16 protein-coding genes are annotated in these 18015 nt (G+C 50.3%); 5 read left to right on the plus strand and 11 right to left on the minus strand.

Going from position 1 to position 18015, the window contains the following annotated elements:
• Positions 1-359 precede the first annotated feature (359 nt).
• Both GI364_RS15485 and selA read right to left on the minus strand, forming a co-directional pair.
• Entirely contained in the window at positions 360-533 is a 174-nt protein-coding gene (locus GI364_RS15485) for a hypothetical protein (RefSeq protein WP_198850150.1), read from the minus strand.
• Positions 534-650: 117 nt separating this feature from the next.
• Positions 651-2147, minus strand: a complete 1497-nt coding sequence (selA, locus tag GI364_RS15490) for an L-seryl-tRNA(Sec) selenium transferase (RefSeq protein ID WP_233095816.1) — start codon at positions 2145-2147, stop codon at positions 651-653.
• A gap of 90 nt (positions 2148-2237) precedes the next feature.
• Between selA and GI364_RS15495 the strand changes: the two genes are divergently transcribed.
• Positions 2238-3587 (plus strand): glutamate-1-semialdehyde 2,1-aminomutase, encoded by a 1350-nt coding sequence (locus GI364_RS15495; RefSeq protein ID WP_198850152.1) that lies wholly within the window; start codon positions 2238-2240, stop codon positions 3585-3587.
• A 1294-nt stretch (positions 3588-4881) separates the two neighbouring features.
• Here GI364_RS15495 and trxA read toward each other — a convergent pair.
• From trxA to GI364_RS15530, 7 genes are all read right to left on the minus strand, one after another.
• Complete coding sequence (trxA, locus tag GI364_RS15500) at positions 4882-5202, minus strand: thioredoxin (RefSeq protein ID WP_198850153.1); 321 nt, start codon at positions 5200-5202, stop codon at positions 4882-4884.
• 153 nt (positions 5203-5355) lie between these two features.
• Positions 5356-6441, minus strand: a complete 1086-nt coding sequence (locus GI364_RS15505; RefSeq protein WP_233096178.1) for a sodium:calcium antiporter — start codon at positions 6439-6441, stop codon at positions 5356-5358.
• A 107-nt stretch (positions 6442-6548) separates the two neighbouring features.
• Entirely contained in the window at positions 6549-7307 is a 759-nt protein-coding gene (locus GI364_RS15510) for a 3-oxoacyl-ACP reductase family protein (RefSeq protein WP_198850155.1), read from the minus strand.
• Positions 7308-7437: 130 nt separating this feature from the next.
• On the minus strand, positions 7438-8412 hold the full coding sequence (locus GI364_RS15515) for a hypothetical protein (protein ID WP_198850156.1): 975 nt from the start codon (positions 8410-8412) through the stop codon (positions 7438-7440).
• A gap of 101 nt (positions 8413-8513) precedes the next feature.
• Positions 8514-9353 carry an ABC transporter permease gene (locus GI364_RS15520; protein WP_198850157.1) on the minus strand — a complete coding sequence of 280 codons (840 nt, stop codon included), beginning with the start codon at positions 9351-9353 and terminating at the stop codon, positions 8514-8516.
• Positions 9350-10282: an ABC transporter ATP-binding protein gene (locus GI364_RS15525; protein ID WP_198850158.1), complete on the minus strand. Its 933-nt coding sequence runs from the start codon at positions 10280-10282 to the stop codon at positions 9350-9352. The genes GI364_RS15520 and GI364_RS15525 overlap by 4 nt, the downstream gene beginning before the upstream one ends.
• A 32-nt stretch (positions 10283-10314) precedes the next feature.
• A complete protein-coding gene (locus GI364_RS15530) occupies positions 10315-12294 on the minus strand; it encodes a hypothetical protein (RefSeq protein WP_233095817.1) in 1980 nt (659 codons plus the stop codon).
• A 218-nt stretch (positions 12295-12512) separates the two neighbouring features.
• Between GI364_RS15530 and panD the strand changes: the two genes are divergently transcribed.
• On the plus strand, positions 12513-12911 hold the full coding sequence (panD, locus tag GI364_RS15535) for an aspartate 1-decarboxylase (RefSeq protein WP_198850160.1): 399 nt from the start codon (positions 12513-12515) through the stop codon (positions 12909-12911).
• A 152-nt stretch (positions 12912-13063) separates the two neighbouring features.
• Here panD and queF read toward each other — a convergent pair whose 3' ends face one another.
• Positions 13064-13426 carry a preQ(1) synthase gene (gene queF / locus GI364_RS15540; RefSeq protein WP_198850161.1) on the minus strand — a complete coding sequence of 121 codons (363 nt, stop codon included), beginning with the start codon at positions 13424-13426 and terminating at the stop codon, positions 13064-13066.
• A gap of 174 nt (positions 13427-13600) precedes the next feature.
• Here queF and GI364_RS15545 point away from each other — a divergent pair, with 174 nt between their 5' ends.
• Complete coding sequence (locus GI364_RS15545) at positions 13601-15193, plus strand: methyltransferase RsmF C-terminal domain-like protein (RefSeq protein ID WP_198850162.1); 1593 nt, start codon at positions 13601-13603, stop codon at positions 15191-15193.
• A gap of 5 nt (positions 15194-15198) precedes the next feature.
• Here GI364_RS15545 and GI364_RS15550 read toward each other — a convergent pair whose 3' ends face one another.
• Positions 15199-16374, minus strand: a complete 1176-nt coding sequence (locus GI364_RS15550; protein ID WP_233095818.1) for a thiolase family protein — start codon at positions 16372-16374, stop codon at positions 15199-15201.
• Positions 16375-16650: 276 nt separating this feature from the next.
• Here GI364_RS15550 and GI364_RS15555 point away from each other — a divergent pair, with 276 nt between their 5' ends.
• Both GI364_RS15555 and GI364_RS15560 read left to right on the plus strand, forming a co-directional pair.
• Complete coding sequence (locus tag GI364_RS15555) at positions 16651-17037, plus strand: DUF2089 domain-containing protein (RefSeq protein ID WP_198850164.1); 387 nt, start codon at positions 16651-16653, stop codon at positions 17035-17037.
• A complete protein-coding gene (locus tag GI364_RS15560) occupies positions 17030-18007 on the plus strand; it encodes a DUF4097 family beta strand repeat-containing protein (RefSeq protein WP_198850165.1) in 978 nt (325 codons plus the stop codon). Before GI364_RS15555 ends, GI364_RS15560 begins: the two co-directional genes overlap by 8 nt.
• The last annotated feature ends 8 nt before the right edge of the window (positions 18008-18015 follow it).

Here is an 18015-nt window from a genome sequence, read left to right on the forward strand (position 1 = left end):
CGAGAAGCGTTGCTTCCGTGGTGCCACCCTTGTTCAGACAAAAGCCAAATCAGGCTTTGTCCCTCACATCGCGTAACGTGCGAAGTGCGCCATGCGCTTGGGACCTTCGATACCTGTCAGTATGATACCTGTCAGTATGATACCTGTCAGTAAGAAGACCGTTGACGCAGGTTCTCAGAGGTGTCCTTCACGACCGGGGGCCAACCTGCTTCCAGCCTTGGCAGGTTTCTCTTTGGACCACCTGTTTCCGCTACTTTTCCTCATCATTGAATCCACTTTTCAGCTTTTTGCAACAACTTGCGTTTGAATCTTATTTGCGGGAATTATACCCGTCGAACGGCAGCATGTCAATATCTTTGCTAACCCCTGCGCAATTGCCCTGTCACTGACGGACGTTCTTTCGGCTCATACGAAACAGTTTGAATGGTTCTGATACATTCTTGCAGGGCCACTGAACGCACGCCCCAAAAATCCATTGCACCGTCGTCCTGCAACATCTGCTGCCGGTACTCTTCCAATTCGGTTCGTCGCATGGTTCATCCTCCCAAAACCTCGTGCAGTCATGATGCACCACTTCTGGCAAAACGCGCGGCCGTTTTGCTGTGGGCAGGAAAACTGCTGTTGTATAGGATGAACATTGCTGCCGCAGCTCATGCGTGCGAATGCAATAATTGCCGAACAACATGTGCTACGGAATGCGCACAAATTTCTTCCTCTCCAGGCAACAAAGTGCGGACATTCAGTCTGACTCTGTCTTCAACCAATCTCCCTATGACGGGCGGGTCTCCTAGCTGCCGTAAACCATCAAATAGAGCCTGCGAGGACACTCCTTTTACTTTCAATTCCAAAGCGGTTGAAGGTAACTCTTCCAGCGGAAGCGCTCCTCCACCCACCCGACCGGTGTCCTCTATGAGTTGGAGCCCAAACGCTTCTTCTGGTTGGAGCCCAAGCGCTTCTTCCCTGCCAGCCAATTCTTCATGAAGGAATTTCACCAGTACCTCGGCTCGCTCCCGCACCGCAGTTGCAGTTTCCGTCAACATGCGCGGAACGGGAATGGTCCGAGGGGCGCAATCGGGATTAGCCGAATCAATCAATGTAGCCTCCAAAGCAGCCAAGGTCATCTTGTCCACTCTTAGCATTCGAGCTAACTGATTTTTCTTCAGTCGCCCAATAATGTCCTTTTTACCTGCTATGATGCCAGCCTGAGCTCCTCCCAAGAGCTTGTCACCGCTGAAGGACACCACGTCAACTCCGGCCCGCAGACTCTGCATGACGGTTTCTTCGTCGCCAATGCCGTAGCTGCGAAAATCTATCAGTGCACCGCTGCCCAGGTCTTCATATAGATACACGCCGTGCTCTTTTGCCGTTTCGGCTAGCTCAGCTAAGGCAGGACGCTCCGTGAACCCGACAATCCGGAAGTTGCTGGTGTGCACCCGAAGCAGCATTTTGGTGTTTTCGGTGATGGCTCTGCGATAGTCGGCCAAGTGTGTCTTGTTGGTAGTCCCGACCTCAACTAGTCCAACCCCGCTCTCTTCCATGATGGCGGGAATTCGAAATGAACCGCCAATTTCAACGAGTTCACCTCGGGACACAACTGCTTCGCCGCCCTGTGCCAATTCTCTTAGTACCAAAAATACTGCTGCTGCGTTGTTGTTCACTACCATGGCTGCCTGTGCACCTGTCAGTTGACACAGCCGTTGCTCGACCAAATCATGACGTGAGCCTCTCTGGCCCTTTTGCAAGTCGTATTCCAAGTTACTGTATCCTCTGGCCACAGACGATACCGCATTGAGAGCCCGCTCTGACAGCGGTGCACGACCTAAATTGGTGTGGATGACCACTCCGGTTAAATTAAGCACTTCACGTAAAACCGGACGGGTCCGTTTCTTTAGGAGATTGTGAACCGACGCCATTATGCCTGTCTCTGAAATCCTGTCCTTCCACCACGCTTCGTCAGGTTTGCTATCACCCGCCCACATCTGACGCAAAGATGACAGAACCTCTTCAACCGCTTCTGTCACCCATTTTTTTGAGTACATCTCAATGAGATGGGCTGCCAAGTGAGAGGAAATGAGTTTATGTACAGCGGGCAAACTGCGAAGTGCAGATTGTTTGTCCAAAGTGCCGTTGTCTGAAGTCCTATCCAAGAGCCTCGAACCCCTTTCTCGGTTCATGCCTTCATTGTCCTCAATATGGTACCATTGTGAAGAAATTCAGCAACAGAGGAGACGACCGTCATGAACAATAAAGGTACCAAATTCAGCAGTGCAGGGTTTAAACTGAATCAATCGGAAGCATGGCAAGCTAGAGCACACGAAGCGATTCTTGGCGGTGTCAACAGCCCATCGCGATCGTATAAATCTGTCGGCGGCGGCCTCCCCCCCGTGATGAAACGGGGAGAAGGAGCATATCTCTACGACGTCGATGACAATCGATACATAGACTATCTCGCTGCATACGGACCCGTCATTCTTGGACACGCCCACAAAGGTGTGGGAGAAGCGCTTAAACAGGCTGCCGAAGAAGGCATTCTATACGGAACCACGACACCGTGGGAAGTAGAGTTTGCCGAACAGCTGCAAGAGGCCATTCCTGACCTGGAACGCATCCGTTTCGTCAATTCGGGTACAGAAGCCGTCATGACAACAATACGAGTCGCCAGAGGCGTCACCGGGAAAAACCGGCTGGTCAAGTTCGCTGGCTGCTATCACGGCCATACGGATCCAATGCTGGTGGCGGCGGGATCCGGTCCGTCATCCATGGGAACACCGGACAGCGCAGGCGTTACCAAATCCACTGCGGAAGATGTCATTACCGTGCCGTATAACGACGTTTCAGCCCTCAAACATGCGTTGGAGAAATACGCCGGCGAAGTAGCCGCAGTGCTGGTTGAACCGATTGTCGGCAACTTCGGAATGGTTGCGCCCGCCACAGATGCCTACTTACAGCAGGTTATCGATCTCGCACACCAACACGACGCCCTGGTCATCTTTGACGAGGTCATCACTGCATTTCGTTTTCACTACGGCACGGCCGCTCAGCTGTACGATGTTCACCCAGACCTGTACGCCATGGGGAAAATCATTGGCGGCGGAATGCCGATTGGCGCATACGGGGGCAGCCGCAGGATTATGGAAACCGTCGCTCCTTTGGGCCCAACCTACCAGGCTGGCACAATGGCCGGAAACCCTGCCAGCATGCGAGCTGGTATCGCCTGTCTGGAAGCGCTCCGTACACCCGGCTTTTATGAGCATCTGGACAATCTCGGACGGCGGCTCGAACAAGGCATCCTCCGCTTAGCCGAACAGAGCGGGATTGACATCACAATCAACCGCATCAAAGGTGCCTTTACCGTCTATTTTGGTCAAACTCGTGTGCAAAATTACGTAGACGCACAAGCCACAAACGGTGCTGCATTCGCTGCGTTCTTCCACGGGCTTGCCAAACGAGGCATATGGACCGCTCCATCTAAATACGAAGCCTGGTTTGTCACTGCAGCACATACGGACGAAGATGTAGACAAAACGTTGGCGGCAGTGCAGGAAACCTTCGAGGAAATGGCAGCAGCTGGATTCTCACACAAGTAGCATGAGGCGGATTGAGGTGGGCTGGAGCCGCGTGGAGCCGGCGTGGCGTGGGCTGGAGCCGCGTGGACCCGGCGTGGCGTGGACCCGGCGTGGAGTGGGCCGGAGCCGCGTGACCCGGCGTGGACCCGGCGTGGCGTGGGCTGGAGCCGCGTGGAGTAAAATAGAGATCCCAGAGGAGCTTATTGGGGTGTTACCCGTGAATTTGCAGCAAATAAGCTTCTCAGACGCGTCTATTTTGGGATTTCAACCGAATTTCCACCATAGGTCTACAAATAAGCTCGTTTAGCGAGCTTATTTGCACCGTTCAATAGTCATGACGGCGAATAAGCGCTTCGGAGGACCTTATTATGTGCCAACCCGAGCGGATACGTGGGATGGGCCCCGCAGAAGCAGGCATAATGCGATACAAGTCGCAAAAATTGGTGCTAAACCTTGATGCCCACATCTGCGGCCGATCAAGTCCGAGGATATGTGACTCTATACCTCGGTACAGCAGGGTGGCAACCAATACGCTGCACTACGTTCCGCTTTCCTTTGTTCATCTTTCTGTTTTACCGCCTTACACAGACTCAACTGTGTGCCAGAGCAGAAGCTGGACCAACTTTAACGGGAATTTTCTGCTTATCTTCTTGTCCAATCCCGTCGTTCCCCTCTGACCACCTGTCCAGACTGGCTGCCCCGGATACCTGTGAGGCACTTGGTTGCAGGAAGTTCGCGATGCAGGGGGTTCGTGATGCCGTTCGCGATGCAGGCAGTTCGCAAGCCGCTTAGTGACTCGAAAGATCCCTATTAGCCCATGTGTTGGTACGATTGTGATCGCGATGATCACTAATGCCCCTCGCCCAAGAGATTAGTGTCATGAATGGACACTAATCCGGGGAGGACCAGGCTGGAGCGTCAGGAATAGGGAGCAATGGGATCACTATTCAAAAGGGGCCCATTAGGATAGGGATCGATTCGATCACTATCGTTTAACCCGCGTCGTGATAGGGAGCAATGGGATCACTAACAAACATGGTTGGAAACAAATCCTGTTGGGTGGGCAGCCGAATTGACTGCTTTCCGACTCATCAGCCGCCTAATCTCACCTTTTATTAGAATTATAATATATTTTAAGTATGTAAATGGAATTTATCCGCTTATTTTCTTGTTCGATCCCGTCGCTCTCCCTGATCACCAGTCCTCTGGCCACCTGTCCATTATTATCGCAATCATCACCATTCCAAACAAAGCTAAGGGCTGCCCTAGCCACTCATAGAAGTGGATCAGACAGCCCTTATGTTATGGTGAAGGCTTAGGACAGAACGTCAGCCAATTGTGCCAGCAAGTCGTTTTTCGGACGATATCCGACGAGTTGCTTTACCACTTCACCGTTTTTGAATACCAAGGTAGTTGGAATACTCATAATGCCAAATTGTTGTGCAGTGCGTGGATTTGAATCTACATCCAGCGCGCCGACGGTTAACTTGTCTGCGTACTCATTGGAAATTTCTTCGATGACTGGGCTTAGCATTTTGCACGGTCCGCACCATTCTGCCCAAAAGTCAACGAGTACAGGCTTCTCCGAATTTATAAATTCGTTAAAATTTGCGTCAGAGACTTGCTGTGTAGCCATTCTCCATCTCCTCTTTTCTACACATGGGTTTAAAGCATTAATCATTGTAACACATCTGATAAGTATTTATGAAATGTAAGCACGTCGAAATCTGCAATTTATTTGCATGGCACGTGTCTGAAGAACGCATTTGGCCTGACAATCTCTGCATTGCTACAAGCTGCGATAGCGGGTCCCTATTCCAAATGAGAGAAGCAGTATGATTCCAAAGCCCGCAAAACCCAACCAATAGGCGACGTGTAGGTCATAGCGAGTAACAATGGCTTGCATGGGCAAGATCCAGTACAACAGTGAGGCTGTCATCAAAACACTGCTTTTGACTTGTCCCTGCATCTGGAACATGCCAAAGATGAATGTGGCTGCCGCCAGTGTCAGCCCAGCCGTCAGCAATGCTTCCTGATTTAAATTCCAGGGTGTCATCCATATCCCAAGCGCGGGTACTAATGTACTTTGAAAGACCATGGCTCCGGTAATGTTTCCGCTTGCCAAAGCATCCTTACCCTGCCGAATCCACACTACACTGTTCAAGGTCTCCGGCAACTCCGTTGCCAACGGTATGAGCAACGCCGAGACAACGAAGGTGGGGATATTCAGCCATACTGAAACTTGTTCCGCACTGCCAGACAAAAGGTGAGCTCCGCCGACAATGAGCGCAAGTGCAACGGTCAACTGCAACCAGACCTGCAACATGCCAGGAATCTCAGCTTTCCCCTGCAGGTACAGGGGATGGAGTTCTCCGTCCGAATCTATGTTTACTTTATCCCGCAAAGTCAAAACGAGGAAAGTGATGTAAATTCCAATTAGGAAAATGGGAGCAGCCTTATGAAGCCATGGATTTGGGACGCAACCTGTCAGCGTTACAACGGCAAAAGCCAGTAAGAAAACAGTCATGTCGCGTCGATATGACCTGCCATATACATTTAGTTTTGGGGCACTGCCGCGCCGCCGGATCAAGAGCAGCGATATAGCCATAATAAAGGAGCCAAGCGTAATTAATAGAAATGGGGCCCCTAAAATGCCGCCGATACCCACATCCTGTGCCCGCAGCGATCCCTTCCCCGCCACTATGGCTGTGACGGGCACCGCAGTTTCAGGCAAGGCCGTTCCAAGAGCTGCCAAGACCGACCCGACAGCTCCTTGACCCAAGTGCCACTTTCGCCCAAGCCACTCGATTGCATTCGTGAATAGTTCCGCACCAAATAATATCATTGCCAGGGCGAGGATCATCATTATCGCCACATTCAAACAAATTCCCTCCCCGCGACCACGCTGTCTCTAGACAATACGTGATTGCGGACAGGGATATGACAAGCCTGCCTAAGTTGTCCCAGGACAAACAACACGGTCTACCCCATGTAGTTGCCGCCATTGACGAAAAACATCTGTCCAGTGATATAAGAAGCCTTGTCGGAACAGAGAAAGGATACCATGTTTGCAATATCTTGAGATTGTCCCAGGCGTCGCAACGGAATGGAATCCAAAATTTTGTCCTTATTAGCATCGTCATCGAGAGAAAAGCGGTCTACCACTTCCTGGGTCTCAATGAACCCGGGTACAATACAATTCACGCGAATTTGCGGGGCTAGTTCCAGTGCTGTGCATTTCGTCAGCGCCATAACTCCTGCCTTCGATGCACAATAATTCGCCCCGTCCTCTCTCCCATGCAATGCAGTGCTTGCTGACATGTTGAGTATAGAACCATGAATACCTAGCTTCATCATGGTGTTTGCAACAATTTGAGTGCAATGAAAGGTACCGTCAAGGTTGACTTTCATGACGCTCGACCACTCTTCAGAGGTCATTTCGAGAAATGGCCTATCTATGTTCAGACCTGCGTTATTAATCAGAACGTCTATTCTGCCTGCACGTTCTACAATATCATTTGTCAACTTCAATACTGCTTCCCTAGAGCTAACGTCAGCTTGATAAGACATGGCTTCTCCGCCTAAGTCAACAATTTCATTGACGACTTGTGCTGCCTCTACAGCAGACGAGCGATAGTTTACAACCACATAATATCCGTCCGCGGCCAGCGTTTTAGCGATGTCTCGACCCAATCCGCGGGTGCCTCCAGTAACAATTGCTACTTTTGTGCTCTCAGCCATGCTTGAATCGTCCTCCAATTTCATCAAATCGCGCACATAGTCCTTCTTCAGATTTAACGCTTCCCGCTTGCGTTGTCCGCTTGAACAGACTGTATGACAGCCATATCGTACGATTCCTCCGTCAACTCATTCAGGACGGTTCATGCCGATTGTTCGCGTGAGCTTGGAGCAAATCCCTCGTTAGTGCCCAACTGTCTACATCTCTGTCCACAAACAGCGCAAACCAAATCTCGTCAACCACAGTCAACAACCAAACCTTGCCCTCGTCACCCACAATTGAGGTTTCGACTACCCGCGATAATCCGACCTGCTTTTGCAGACGATCCGTTGATATCCGATAGCTGCGCAATGCATCCAAAAAATCCTCATCGTACTTTCGATCGGCAGCACCCACTGTCTCTTGGGAGAAGGCAATCCAGCCCAGTACGCCGTCGTGATTGGTCAAGTATAGAAAGGACTGAACCCAGTCTTGTCGTGTGAAATCCGGCACATTTACTTCGTTCAAATAATAGGGCTGGCGGCGTTGTGCAAAAATACCTTCCCGCGAATTTAATGTTCGATTCTGCAGTACCTCAATTGAGGTTTGCTCATGCTCAGACTCCGCAGAGGGATGAGAAGACCAATTAGCTGATGCATCGGACCCGGTTTCAGGTGATGCAGGAGACGAAGAAAATTGCAGGTCTCTTTGACCATCAGAAACATTGTGCGCCTTATCTAATTCACTATCAGTCGCAGGTCGCTCGAAACGTCTGTCCGTTCCTCGCGTAACCTGTGCCCTGTATCGTTCTGGTTTCGCGTCCGGCCTCATGTCTGCGTTCGCGCCTCGCTCAACATCTGGTTTCGCGTCCGGCCTCATGTCTGCGTTCGCGCCTCGCTCAACATCTGGTTTCGCATCCTCGCCAGAATTCTGCTCTGAATGGCGATGGACACTCGATTTCGCGTCTGCGCTCGCACCTTGGTTGCGGTCGGTCGGAACATCAGATTTTGAATTCCTCTTTGCTACTTTTGCTGAATCTCGCTTGGGAAGTTGGCGAGCCCAGTACACATTCAGCCAGATGAGTACTAACAACAAGACTACAACTACAGCCGCGATTGCATAAACCATCGGCGCCCCTCCTTCAGACCTTCGTTTAACAAACGCTGCCAAACAGATTTCGGCTGCCTGGAACTTATGCTCTTATTAGTCGTTCCGTTATTACAGTTCCGTTATTGGTAGTTCCCTTCCTGCGTTCCGCGAAGCCAAGGGATTTTGTGGACCCATTGAGGTCGCAGCCGCAGTGTAGCGGGAACAGCCAAGACTAGACACAGCCCAATATAAAACACACTAAACCCAATCCAGTTGCTGGTCCCAGCTGTCACCACTGCTTCCAGTGATGCCTGCATCCACAACGGATTCAGACTTAAAATAATATTTGCCCAGTGTAGTGCAAAAAACTCAATTGGACTTTGAGGTGACAACAGTTTTAAGGCATACCCTATCAATCCCGTCAAAATCATCATCCAGGACACCGTGCCGTATGCCAGGACCGTGCTCCATCCGGAGCGCAGGGCGATAGAGGACCACAACACGCTAAGGGTGGCAATGAGCACGATTGTAACCAACTGAAATGAAAAGACTGCAAGGGCTTCTTGAATCACAGCACCGCCGAATAGAAAGACCAAGCTGTACAACGGCAGCGTCACCACGACCAACAATGCCAGCAAAGCGCTTGACGACAAAATTTTCCCGACGAGAATCCGTACCGGTGAAAGAGGCGTGGTAAGCAGTACAGCCAAGGTTTTCCGCTCTCTCTCGCCACTGATAGCACCCGCAGCGAAAGCTGGCGTCAAGAAAGCCACGACCGTCATTTGCAACAGGGTCAACACCAGAAAAACTTGCTGACTGCGTGCTGGCAGAAGTAAAGCGAGTTGTCCCTGAACATTTTCGTACAGCAAAAAGAAGGTAATCACCCCAAAGACCAAAACATATCCGGTAATAATGACTGGAGCTCTCCTTGTCCGCATACGTTGCCGAAATTCCTTTGTCAACAGTGGATTGCGGTTCATGACTCTGATTCACTCCCTTCCGTCAGTCGCAAGAATAATTCCTCAATGTCTGTTGGCCGCTCAGCAAACTGGTACAACTTAATTCCAGCACCAAGCAAATTGTTCATCAATCCCGCCTGCTGGTCAATCGTTCCCGCATAGACTACTTCTACCCCGGGATTGACAAATTTCACGTTTAAAACCTGCGGGTCATCGCGCAGCACGCGCTCCCACTGCGATGTTTCGGCAACTCCCGTGATCCACAGCGTGCGAAATGCAGTGGAATGAGACAACAACACGTGGATAGATGCAATAGCGGATAATTCGCCGCCCCGTACGACACCAATTTCGTCAGCGACCGAGCCAAGTTCGTGTAGAATGTGAGAACTGACAACGATGGTCTTGTTCAGTGAACGCAGGTTCTGCAGAACGGACCGCATTTCTACCCTCGATCTCGGATCTAAACCGGAATTGGGCTCATCAAGTATCAGAACTGACGGGTCGTGCATCAAACACCGGGCTATTTCGAGTCGCTGCTGCATACCCCGAGAAAGTGCGTTGACATAGTCTCCTATCTTGTCCGTCAAACTCACCCATTCGAGTAAATTCTTAGCCCGTCGCTCGGCCGTTCCCCGAGGTACGTCATAACACTCAGCAAAAAACAGGAGGTATTCCATAACCGTGACATCGTCAAAGACGCCGAAAGCATCCGGCATATAGCCAATTTCCCTGCGAACTTGAGCCGCTTGCTTGGTAATTTCATACCCTTCTATGTATGCCTTCCCAGACGAAGGAGCCGTTAAGGTGGCCAGCATGGACAGAGTTGTTGTCTTACCCGCCCCGTTTTCACCGACAAATCCAAAGATGCTTCCCTTGCGAATACTGAGATTAAGGCTGTTTACTGCTAGGTGTCGGCCAAACCGCTTTGTCAGGTTTTGGGTTTCAATCACGAGAAAGCCTCCTCAGGTCCACCACAGCCGGTCTATTGCACACGCACCTTAGCAAACTCTCGAATAAACACCAGGTGTTCGTTTGTGATGACCTTCTGCGCCGTGTGAATACGTGGAAACGCCTTGGCCATGCTGTCAGTAGACGCTACAATCATAGCACGTCCTTGAGGAAACGACAGGCCAGAATCCATTGTTGCAATGTAACTGCCCAAAGCTCTGCCTAGGCCATGGGTAATATCACCGTTATACTGTCCGTATTCCGTCAGCCAGTTTCCCCTCACTCCCTTGTATTTAGTCTTCGGTCCAATCACAGTTTGGGCGTGGGAACCAAGGTTCCCCACTTCGAAAAGTTTCCCATTCCAAAGGACCGCAACGTCCTGCAAATTGTAAGGTGTATCATTTTGCACAATGCCAGTTATGGGGCCGGAAGAAGCATCAAGTGTTGTCCGAATCTGTCCGGTACCGGACACTGTGCCTTGCGCGTAGAGGTAACGCAGATTCCAGCGTCCAACTCCCTCAAACTGAGACAACACATGCGTCCCAAAGGTTACAGTAGCTTGTCCATGTTGGCGTCCTTGGGGTGATACCATGGGCACCGCAAAATCCAAGCCGTTTGCAGAAAGGGTAGCAAATGTCGTGTAAGGTGACGTGAAGCCAGTCACACTATACGCCTCAGCTTGTCCATCACCAGTGAGTTCCAACATACCAACAGTCTCTGAAAGTACACCCCTCGGGCGTTGAATTGAACCAAAACCGTAAATGGCGGCTGTCGTCACGAGACTAATGGCCGGCAGAATCCACCAAGCCATCGGCTCCTTACGATAACGCCGCAAGATGAAAAACAGACCTGGTCCCGCGATGAATAAATAAACCGCAAATAAGGGTCCCCAAAATGTCAGCGACGGAATTCGCATGGGTGACAGCGTATCACTCGCATTGCTGAGTGACGAGGCACCGGATTTACCTGTCAGGTTCGGAAAGGCATTGTTGCTGTCCAACAAACTCTTCTGCAAAATCGTACTCCATAACGATGCGTTTCCCGTCCAACCGAGGAGTTTGGGAGCCAACGGTGAGAACCCTGTCTGCACCACCACTCCTCTTCCCAGCGAACCCTCTGCCAAAAGGGGGATGTGTGCGGTGCCTGCCCAAATATGTATTCCGTGGAGTGAGGAGATCGGCTTCGCATAACTGTTGACTTTCCCGCCGCTGATAGGTGTTGCCGCCCCCGCAAATTCCCGCAGTGACAAGCTCGGTACGGCACGAGGACCACTGGCAGCGAGAGGAAGGATTTTACTCCACGTTCCTGACAATCGTCCGGGACCAGTTACGAGCAAAACTCCTCCGAGTTTGACCCACGTATCCAGCGCCCGGGTCTGCGCTTTGCTCAACTGCAAAAGAACTTTTGGAGATATAGAAATTGCGGTCAAGTCGTCCATCCAGTCAGCTTCAGACGGGAGTTCGGAAGGTGAAATGCGTTCCGCTAATACTGGTTCCTGACGAACGGGATCGGTGCTGCCTGAAAGAAACTGAGCTCCCTGCGGACTGTTGGACACCACTGCAATCAATGCAACATTGCCCAAGAGGTTCCCGGATAACACAGAGGACGCCACCGTCTCGTTTCCAATCGTCAATTCAAGCGGACTCCCTGAACCAATAACACTTCCAGGAAAGGCTATTACCTTTTTGGTCACACTTTTCGCTGCCAAGTGAATAGGATATTGCAATGTCCCGTCCAAAGTTGATTTGGTCAACGCGGAGGGAGATAACGTCACATGCAACGACGCGTTCACAGCCGCTCCCTGATTCTTGATTTTTACCAGTACAGGAACAAGGTGATGCTGGTCATAGTACCCATTAATACCGACGGACGTGGAAATGGAGTATAGGCTCGTCGGGGCAGCTTGTGCTTTTGCTGGAAAACTGCAGACACCAAACGCAATCATTCCCGGCAAAAGAACAAGAGCAATGTATCTCAAAACAATTGCAGTCTTATGTCGCCTCATTTGCATCATGCCAATCGTCCTCTCTACCATAAGAGGGTCCACTACCAAATTGTAATTATTCTACAGACCACGGGCAGTTCCTTCAATTAAGGTATTTACACTTCTCCGAGCCAATCGCGACGGAACAGCCACGGTTTTGATAAATTCACTTTTGGATAAATGACATCTGCGCAAGTTATCTTTCATATTGGTAAACTAGATAACAACATGCTAAGTGGAGGTCAAAAATGCAGAGAACAATGTGTAAAGGAAAAATACATCGAGCGCGCGTAACGCAAGCGGATTTAAACTACATGGGCAGCATTACAATCGACAAGGAACTGATGGATGCCGCTGATATCAGAGCTTTCGAAATGGTACAAATCACCAACGTCTCAAACGGTGTCATCTGGCACACTTATGCAATGGAAGACGACCCAAAGTCAGGAACAATCTGCCTGAACGGGCCGCCCGCTCGACACTTTCAACCAGGCGATGAAGTCATTATTCTCTCCCTCGCCCAAGTCGATGATGAAGAATGGGGACACCAAGTCCCTAACGTCGTCTTCGTTGACGAAAACAATCATATTTCAGAAATCGTGGAGCATCCGCTGGAACCGCCGCACAAATCCAGAGACGGTCAATAGAGTACTGTATCTGCAACGGCGACGGCCTGCTTGTAGCTGCTTGACGGTACTGTTTCTGGTCCTTCACGGCAAACTTTGGCAGGGAAGTTTAGCCTGCCGAAGTTTGCCTCCTGAAGTCTGTCTTCTTTAGAAACAACACAATACCCGCGGCTCTATGCGTCTTTTGCGGTGTATTCGACCGCCACTTTGGTGTGAATGCCTCCCCTTATCGTAAAGTCACTGACGACTTTCGCCGTCCGGGGCTTAGCTGCTTCAACGAAATCATTCAAAATAATGTTGGTGACATCCTCATGATAATGTGCCTCGTTTCGAAAGCTCCACAAATACAGCTTTAAAGACTTCAACTCCACTAGGTGTTCGCCAGGTTGATAGATAATCGTTATCGTGGCAAAATCAGGCTGTCCCGTCATGGGGCACAAAGTCGTAAATTCAGAGGTGGACATCTCTACGTCATACACCCTGTGCGGGTGTGGATTTGGTACTACAACCAGTTCTTTAGAAGGTTTGGTCGTCAATGAAATTTCCTCCGCTCTATCAGTGAAAACTTGCTTGTCGTTGCAACGGCAGAGTATAAGAATGACATATATCGAGACTTTGGACAACCCGCCGAAGACGCTCAATGCGTATTTTACCACGAACGGCAACTTCGTGATGACGGGTCGGTATCCATTGCAGGGAGCTGCTGACTTATGATAAAACTTCCGGAAGACTTTGTACGACAGACTCAACAGTACATAGGACAAGAGTGGCACGAACTTGCACAGGCATTGGCTCAGCCCCCCACCCGTGCAGCACGCCTGCAAAAGTTCACAGCTGATCTAGCCGAACCGGATCTAGCCGAACCGGGAGTGGCAGCGAACGGATCGTCCTCTCGCGGTCAGACAGAGATTTCATCGCCTTGGTATACAGCCGGTCCCCTGGCTGTACAGCCCGTTGCAGTCGCTGCAGAAATGACAGAGAATGTGCCGTGGTATAAGACTGGTTTCTACATCCAACCTGACAGTCAGTTGGGCAAAACCGTTCTTCATGAACTGGGTGGTGTCTATATTCAAGAAGCATCAGCCATGGCTGCTGTGGCTGCGCTGAATCCACAACCTCATGAACGCATTCTCGACTTGTGCGCGGCCCCCGGCAGCAAAGCCACTGCCATTGGCAGGCGACTGCAGGGACAGAGTCTGTTATACGCCAATGAAATTGTTCCGGCACGAGCCAAGGTTCTCGCTCAAAATTTGGAGCGCAGCGGCATTCCAGCTCTGGTTACGAACGACAACCCAGCGCTCCTTGCCAAGGTTTGGGCAGGCCAATTTGATGCTGTTTTGGTTGATGCGCCTTGTTCGGGAGAAGGCATGTTTAGAAAGGACCCCGACGCGGCTTTTGAATGGAGCCTAGACAATGTTGGGATGTGTTCCGTAAGACAACAGGATATTCTGCAAAGTGCTGTCAAACTCCTGAAGCCTGGAGGACGATTGGTTTATTCGACATGCACGCTCAATCCTGTCGAAAACGAGCAAGTCACCGCGTGGGCTTGTAAGCATTTGCCCTTAAGCCTAGAGCCCCTGCCGCAATGGGCTGGATGGGAAACCGGACGGCCCGAATTCACCGAGAGCGGCGTAAATGTTGAATATACTCGACGACTGTGGCCGCACAGGGGCCGTGGAGAAGGACATTTTCTCGCCTTATTTCGATTGACTGGGAGTACGAGTCGTGATGGCGAGCATCCAAGCACAGACAGTCTGCCTCACGTCAGGAAAAAGATGAAACGAAGCAACCCTGGCACAGAATCCAACATTCTAAAAGGACAGATCCTGGCGGACTGGAAGGCCTGGATGAAGACGATTGTCGTTCCAGAGCCTGAAGTGTTTGGACCACCGGTTCAATACGGAGATGGAATTTATGTCTTCACCGAAACCAGTTTGCCGCTGACGGAGGTACATGTGGTTAGAAACGGTGTGTGCACAGCCCATCTTCAAAACCAGCGTTTTACGCCACACCATCAATTTGCGATGGCTTTACACCCACAGGCATTTCTTCAGCACAAGCGCCTCGATGAAGATGAGGCACGGGCCTACCTTGGCGGAAACACGCTTGCAACTGTGAACAGTCACGGCTGGTACGGCCTTTCGTTTGCCGGATTACCAGCAGGGTGGGGAAAAGCCGTACCAGGAAGAGTAAATAATTTGTATCCAAAAGGACTTCGTAAGAATAACCTCATTGTACTCAGTGACGCGGTACTCGGTGACGCGGTACTTGGTGACGCGCGCCCTAGACTGCATGACGCATAAGGTGACTAGACTGCTTCAATGACCATGGCAATACCCTGCCCGCCGCCAATACACAATGACGCTACACCGTAGCGTTGATTGCGTAAGCGCAGCTCGTAGGCTAATGTAAGCAAGAGCCTCGCTCCGCTGGCGCCGACCGGATGCCCCAGCGCTACGGCTCCACCATGGACGTTCGTACGGTCACGCGGGAGCTCAAGTTCTCGTTCCACACTGAGGTATTGTGCGGCAAAAGCCTCGTTTATTTCCCACAAATCGATGTCTTTGATTCTTAAGTTTGCCTTATTTAAAGCGGCTTTCACGGCTGGTACAGGACCAATGCCCATGTAGGCGGGATCGACGCCGACAACAGCGTGGCTTACAATCCGTGCCATTGGCTTCAACTGTTTCACTCGAACAACCGTGTCCGAAGCAATGACAAGTGCCGCGGCCCCGTCGTTAATTCCGCTTGCATTGCCAGCTGTAACAGTCCCGTCTGCTTGAAATACCGGTCGAAGTTTCGCCAGTTTTTCAACCGAGGAATCTTCACGGATGTGCTCATCCTCGGACACAATCGTTTCGCCTTTTCTGGTCTTTACGGAAACCGGTGCGATTTCCTGTGCAAACCTTCCTGAACTGCGTGCTTCTGCAGCACGTTTGTGGCTGAGGACAGCAAACGCGTCTTGGTCATCTCTTGAGATTTCATACTGCTTGGCTAGATTTTCTGCTGTCACTCCCATGGGCAGCCCTGTATAGCTGTCTGTGAGGATTTCGTCCAACATATCGACTGCCGTTGTGTCTCCCATTCTCATACCAAACCTTGCCTTGCGAAGGAGATATGGCGTTAAGCTCATCGACTCAGCTCCACCTGTCAGAGCTATGTCACTATCACCCGTCTGAATATCCTTGGCAGCGGTTACAACGGATTGTAAGCCAGAACCGCACAACCTATTTACCGTGAGAGCCGGGATCTCCTGTGGTACACCCGCTGTTAAGGCGACATGACGTGCAAGATACGCAGCTCCGTTGAAACTTTGAATCACGCTGCCGAAGACCACATTATCAATGTCCGTTCCATCAACACCCGCACGGTTCAGTGCTTCTAACGATGCAATACTCCCCAACTGCGTCGCAGTTTGCGTAGAAAGACTGCCTCCCAAAGTACCAAACGGGGTTCTGGCACCCTCCAAAAGATAAACCTCCACGCTATCACTCCCTCCCATAATCTATTTTATTATGACATGAATCGAGCAGCCAAGGATAGCTATCCTAGACAAAACTTTCATGTTCGTCAGGAGGGGTTCGGTTCAGGGGTTGCGGGGATATTGGAAAGCTGACATCGACTCAGGCTCCGGTAGCATCCGCAGACCTGTATATTCACTTATTTAATACCAATATTAATAATTACACTGTCCGTATTGACATTGTTAATGTAGGAGAACATAATGATGATAAAACTGCTGTAGAAGGGAGATGTTTTTGTGAGTGCAAAACACCGTTTGCCCCTCACTTGTCCAGCGTGTAATGAAACCATGAATGTCACCGAACTCACGTGTCCCGAATGCAATACCCGCATTCAAGGCGAATTTTCAACGTCTGGCTTATTTCAATTGACGCCGGAGCAACTTCAGTTTGTCGAGGTCTTTGTTCGCTGCCGCGGCAACATCAAGGAAGTCGAACGAGATTTGAAAATCTCCTATCCAACAGTCCGATCCCGTTTGGACAACGTCATTCAAGCAATGGGCTACCCTATCAGTGAAACAGAGGAAGACGAATACTCAGACCGCATTCTACAGTCGCTGGAAACTGGTGAACTCACTTTCGAACAGGCCATGGATATCTTAAGGGAGGGGAATTCAAATGAATGACCGAAAAAAGATTTTGGAGTTAGTAGCTCAAGGAAAACTGACGTCAGAACAGGCAGAAATGTTGCTGGACGCGCTGGGTAAAACGAAGCGCAACAGCAGTAAGACTAAAGACAAATTCAATCGGACGTGGGATGTTCGGTCAATGAGTGATTTGAAGCAGTTAGGGAGCCAACTTTCTTCAACCCTAAGCCAATCCCTTGCTGATGTCAGAAAGACGGTTGAAAACGAGTTGAAGAGTTTCCCCAGTTTTGGTTTTGCTTCCTCTCTAACCGCAGCAACAGAGGTAAATCTACCGGAAACCATTAAGGATATCTGGATTGAAACCAAAAACGGGCAAATCCAAGTCCATAGTTGGGATGAGGATTATGTCAAAATCCATGTACGTGGACACATACGCACAGACGATTTGAATACAGCCGAAGAAAAGCTGAAAAATGCCCTACAAACCACTCAGTCAGAACACCGTTATCATATGACTGTTCTCCACGACCAAAAAGAAGGCGTTCTCGGTGCAAGTATCGAAATTCAGGTGCCCTCCGGTATGCTCAACACAGCGGTCAAAAGCGTAAACGGAGAAATTCGCTTGGATGGCCTCAACACCGAACAACTCCGGGCCGAAACATCAAACGGAAACATCTGGGTACATCAGGTGTCAGCCAACGGACTTCACTTTGCAACAGACAATGGCAGCATTGATATCCACCAAGGACTTCAGAGTCAAACGCGAAACGTATATGCAAGCACCAAAAATGGAACGATTGTAATTGAAGGAATTCCATCGGGCCTAAATCCGACCGGCATTCTTAAGACTGCAATTGGACGAATTCACGTGACAGATCCAAATTTGCATGTAGAATACATCGATCAAGCACGTAAAATGCACGCCAGGCTGCAAAGCGATGAAGAAGGCGAAACACCGGTGCATGTGCACTGCGAAAGTCGCAACGGTTCCATTTATATACGCGAATAATTGCTTGC

It is taken from the genome of Alicyclobacillus sp. SO9, assembly GCF_016406125.1.
In the GTDB taxonomy this organism is placed as follows: Bacteria; Bacillota; Bacilli; order Alicyclobacillales; family Alicyclobacillaceae; genus SO9.

Coding starts and splice junctions, on each gene's coding strand:
- GI364_RS15520 (WP_198850157.1), bottom strand. CDS start 9,353: ATGAACCGCAATCCACTGTTGACAAAGGAATTTCGGCAACGTATGCGG.
- GI364_RS15515 (WP_198850156.1), bottom strand. CDS start 8,412: ATGGTTTATGCAATCGCGGCTGTAGTTGTAGTCTTGTTGTTAGTACTC.
- GI364_RS15530 (WP_233095817.1), bottom strand. CDS start 12,294: ATGATGCAAATGAGGCGACATAAGACTGCAATTGTTTTGAGATACATT.
- GI364_RS15495 (WP_198850152.1), top strand. CDS start 2,238: ATGAACAATAAAGGTACCAAATTCAGCAGTGCAGGGTTTAAACTGAAT.
- GI364_RS15560 (WP_198850165.1), top strand. CDS start 17,030: ATGAATGACCGAAAAAAGATTTTGGAGTTAGTAGCTCAAGGAAAACTG.
- GI364_RS15510 (WP_198850155.1), bottom strand. CDS start 7,307: ATGGCTGAGAGCACAAAAGTAGCAATTGTTACTGGAGGCACCCGCGGA.
- GI364_RS15545 (WP_198850162.1), top strand. CDS start 13,601: ATGATAAAACTTCCGGAAGACTTTGTACGACAGACTCAACAGTACATA.
- trxA (WP_198850153.1), bottom strand. CDS start 5,202: ATGGCTACACAGCAAGTCTCTGACGCAAATTTTAACGAATTTATAAAT.
- GI364_RS15485 (WP_198850150.1), bottom strand. CDS start 533: ATGCGACGAACCGAATTGGAAGAGTACCGGCAGCAGATGTTGCAGGAC.
- panD (WP_198850160.1), top strand. CDS start 12,513: ATGCAGAGAACAATGTGTAAAGGAAAAATACATCGAGCGCGCGTAACG.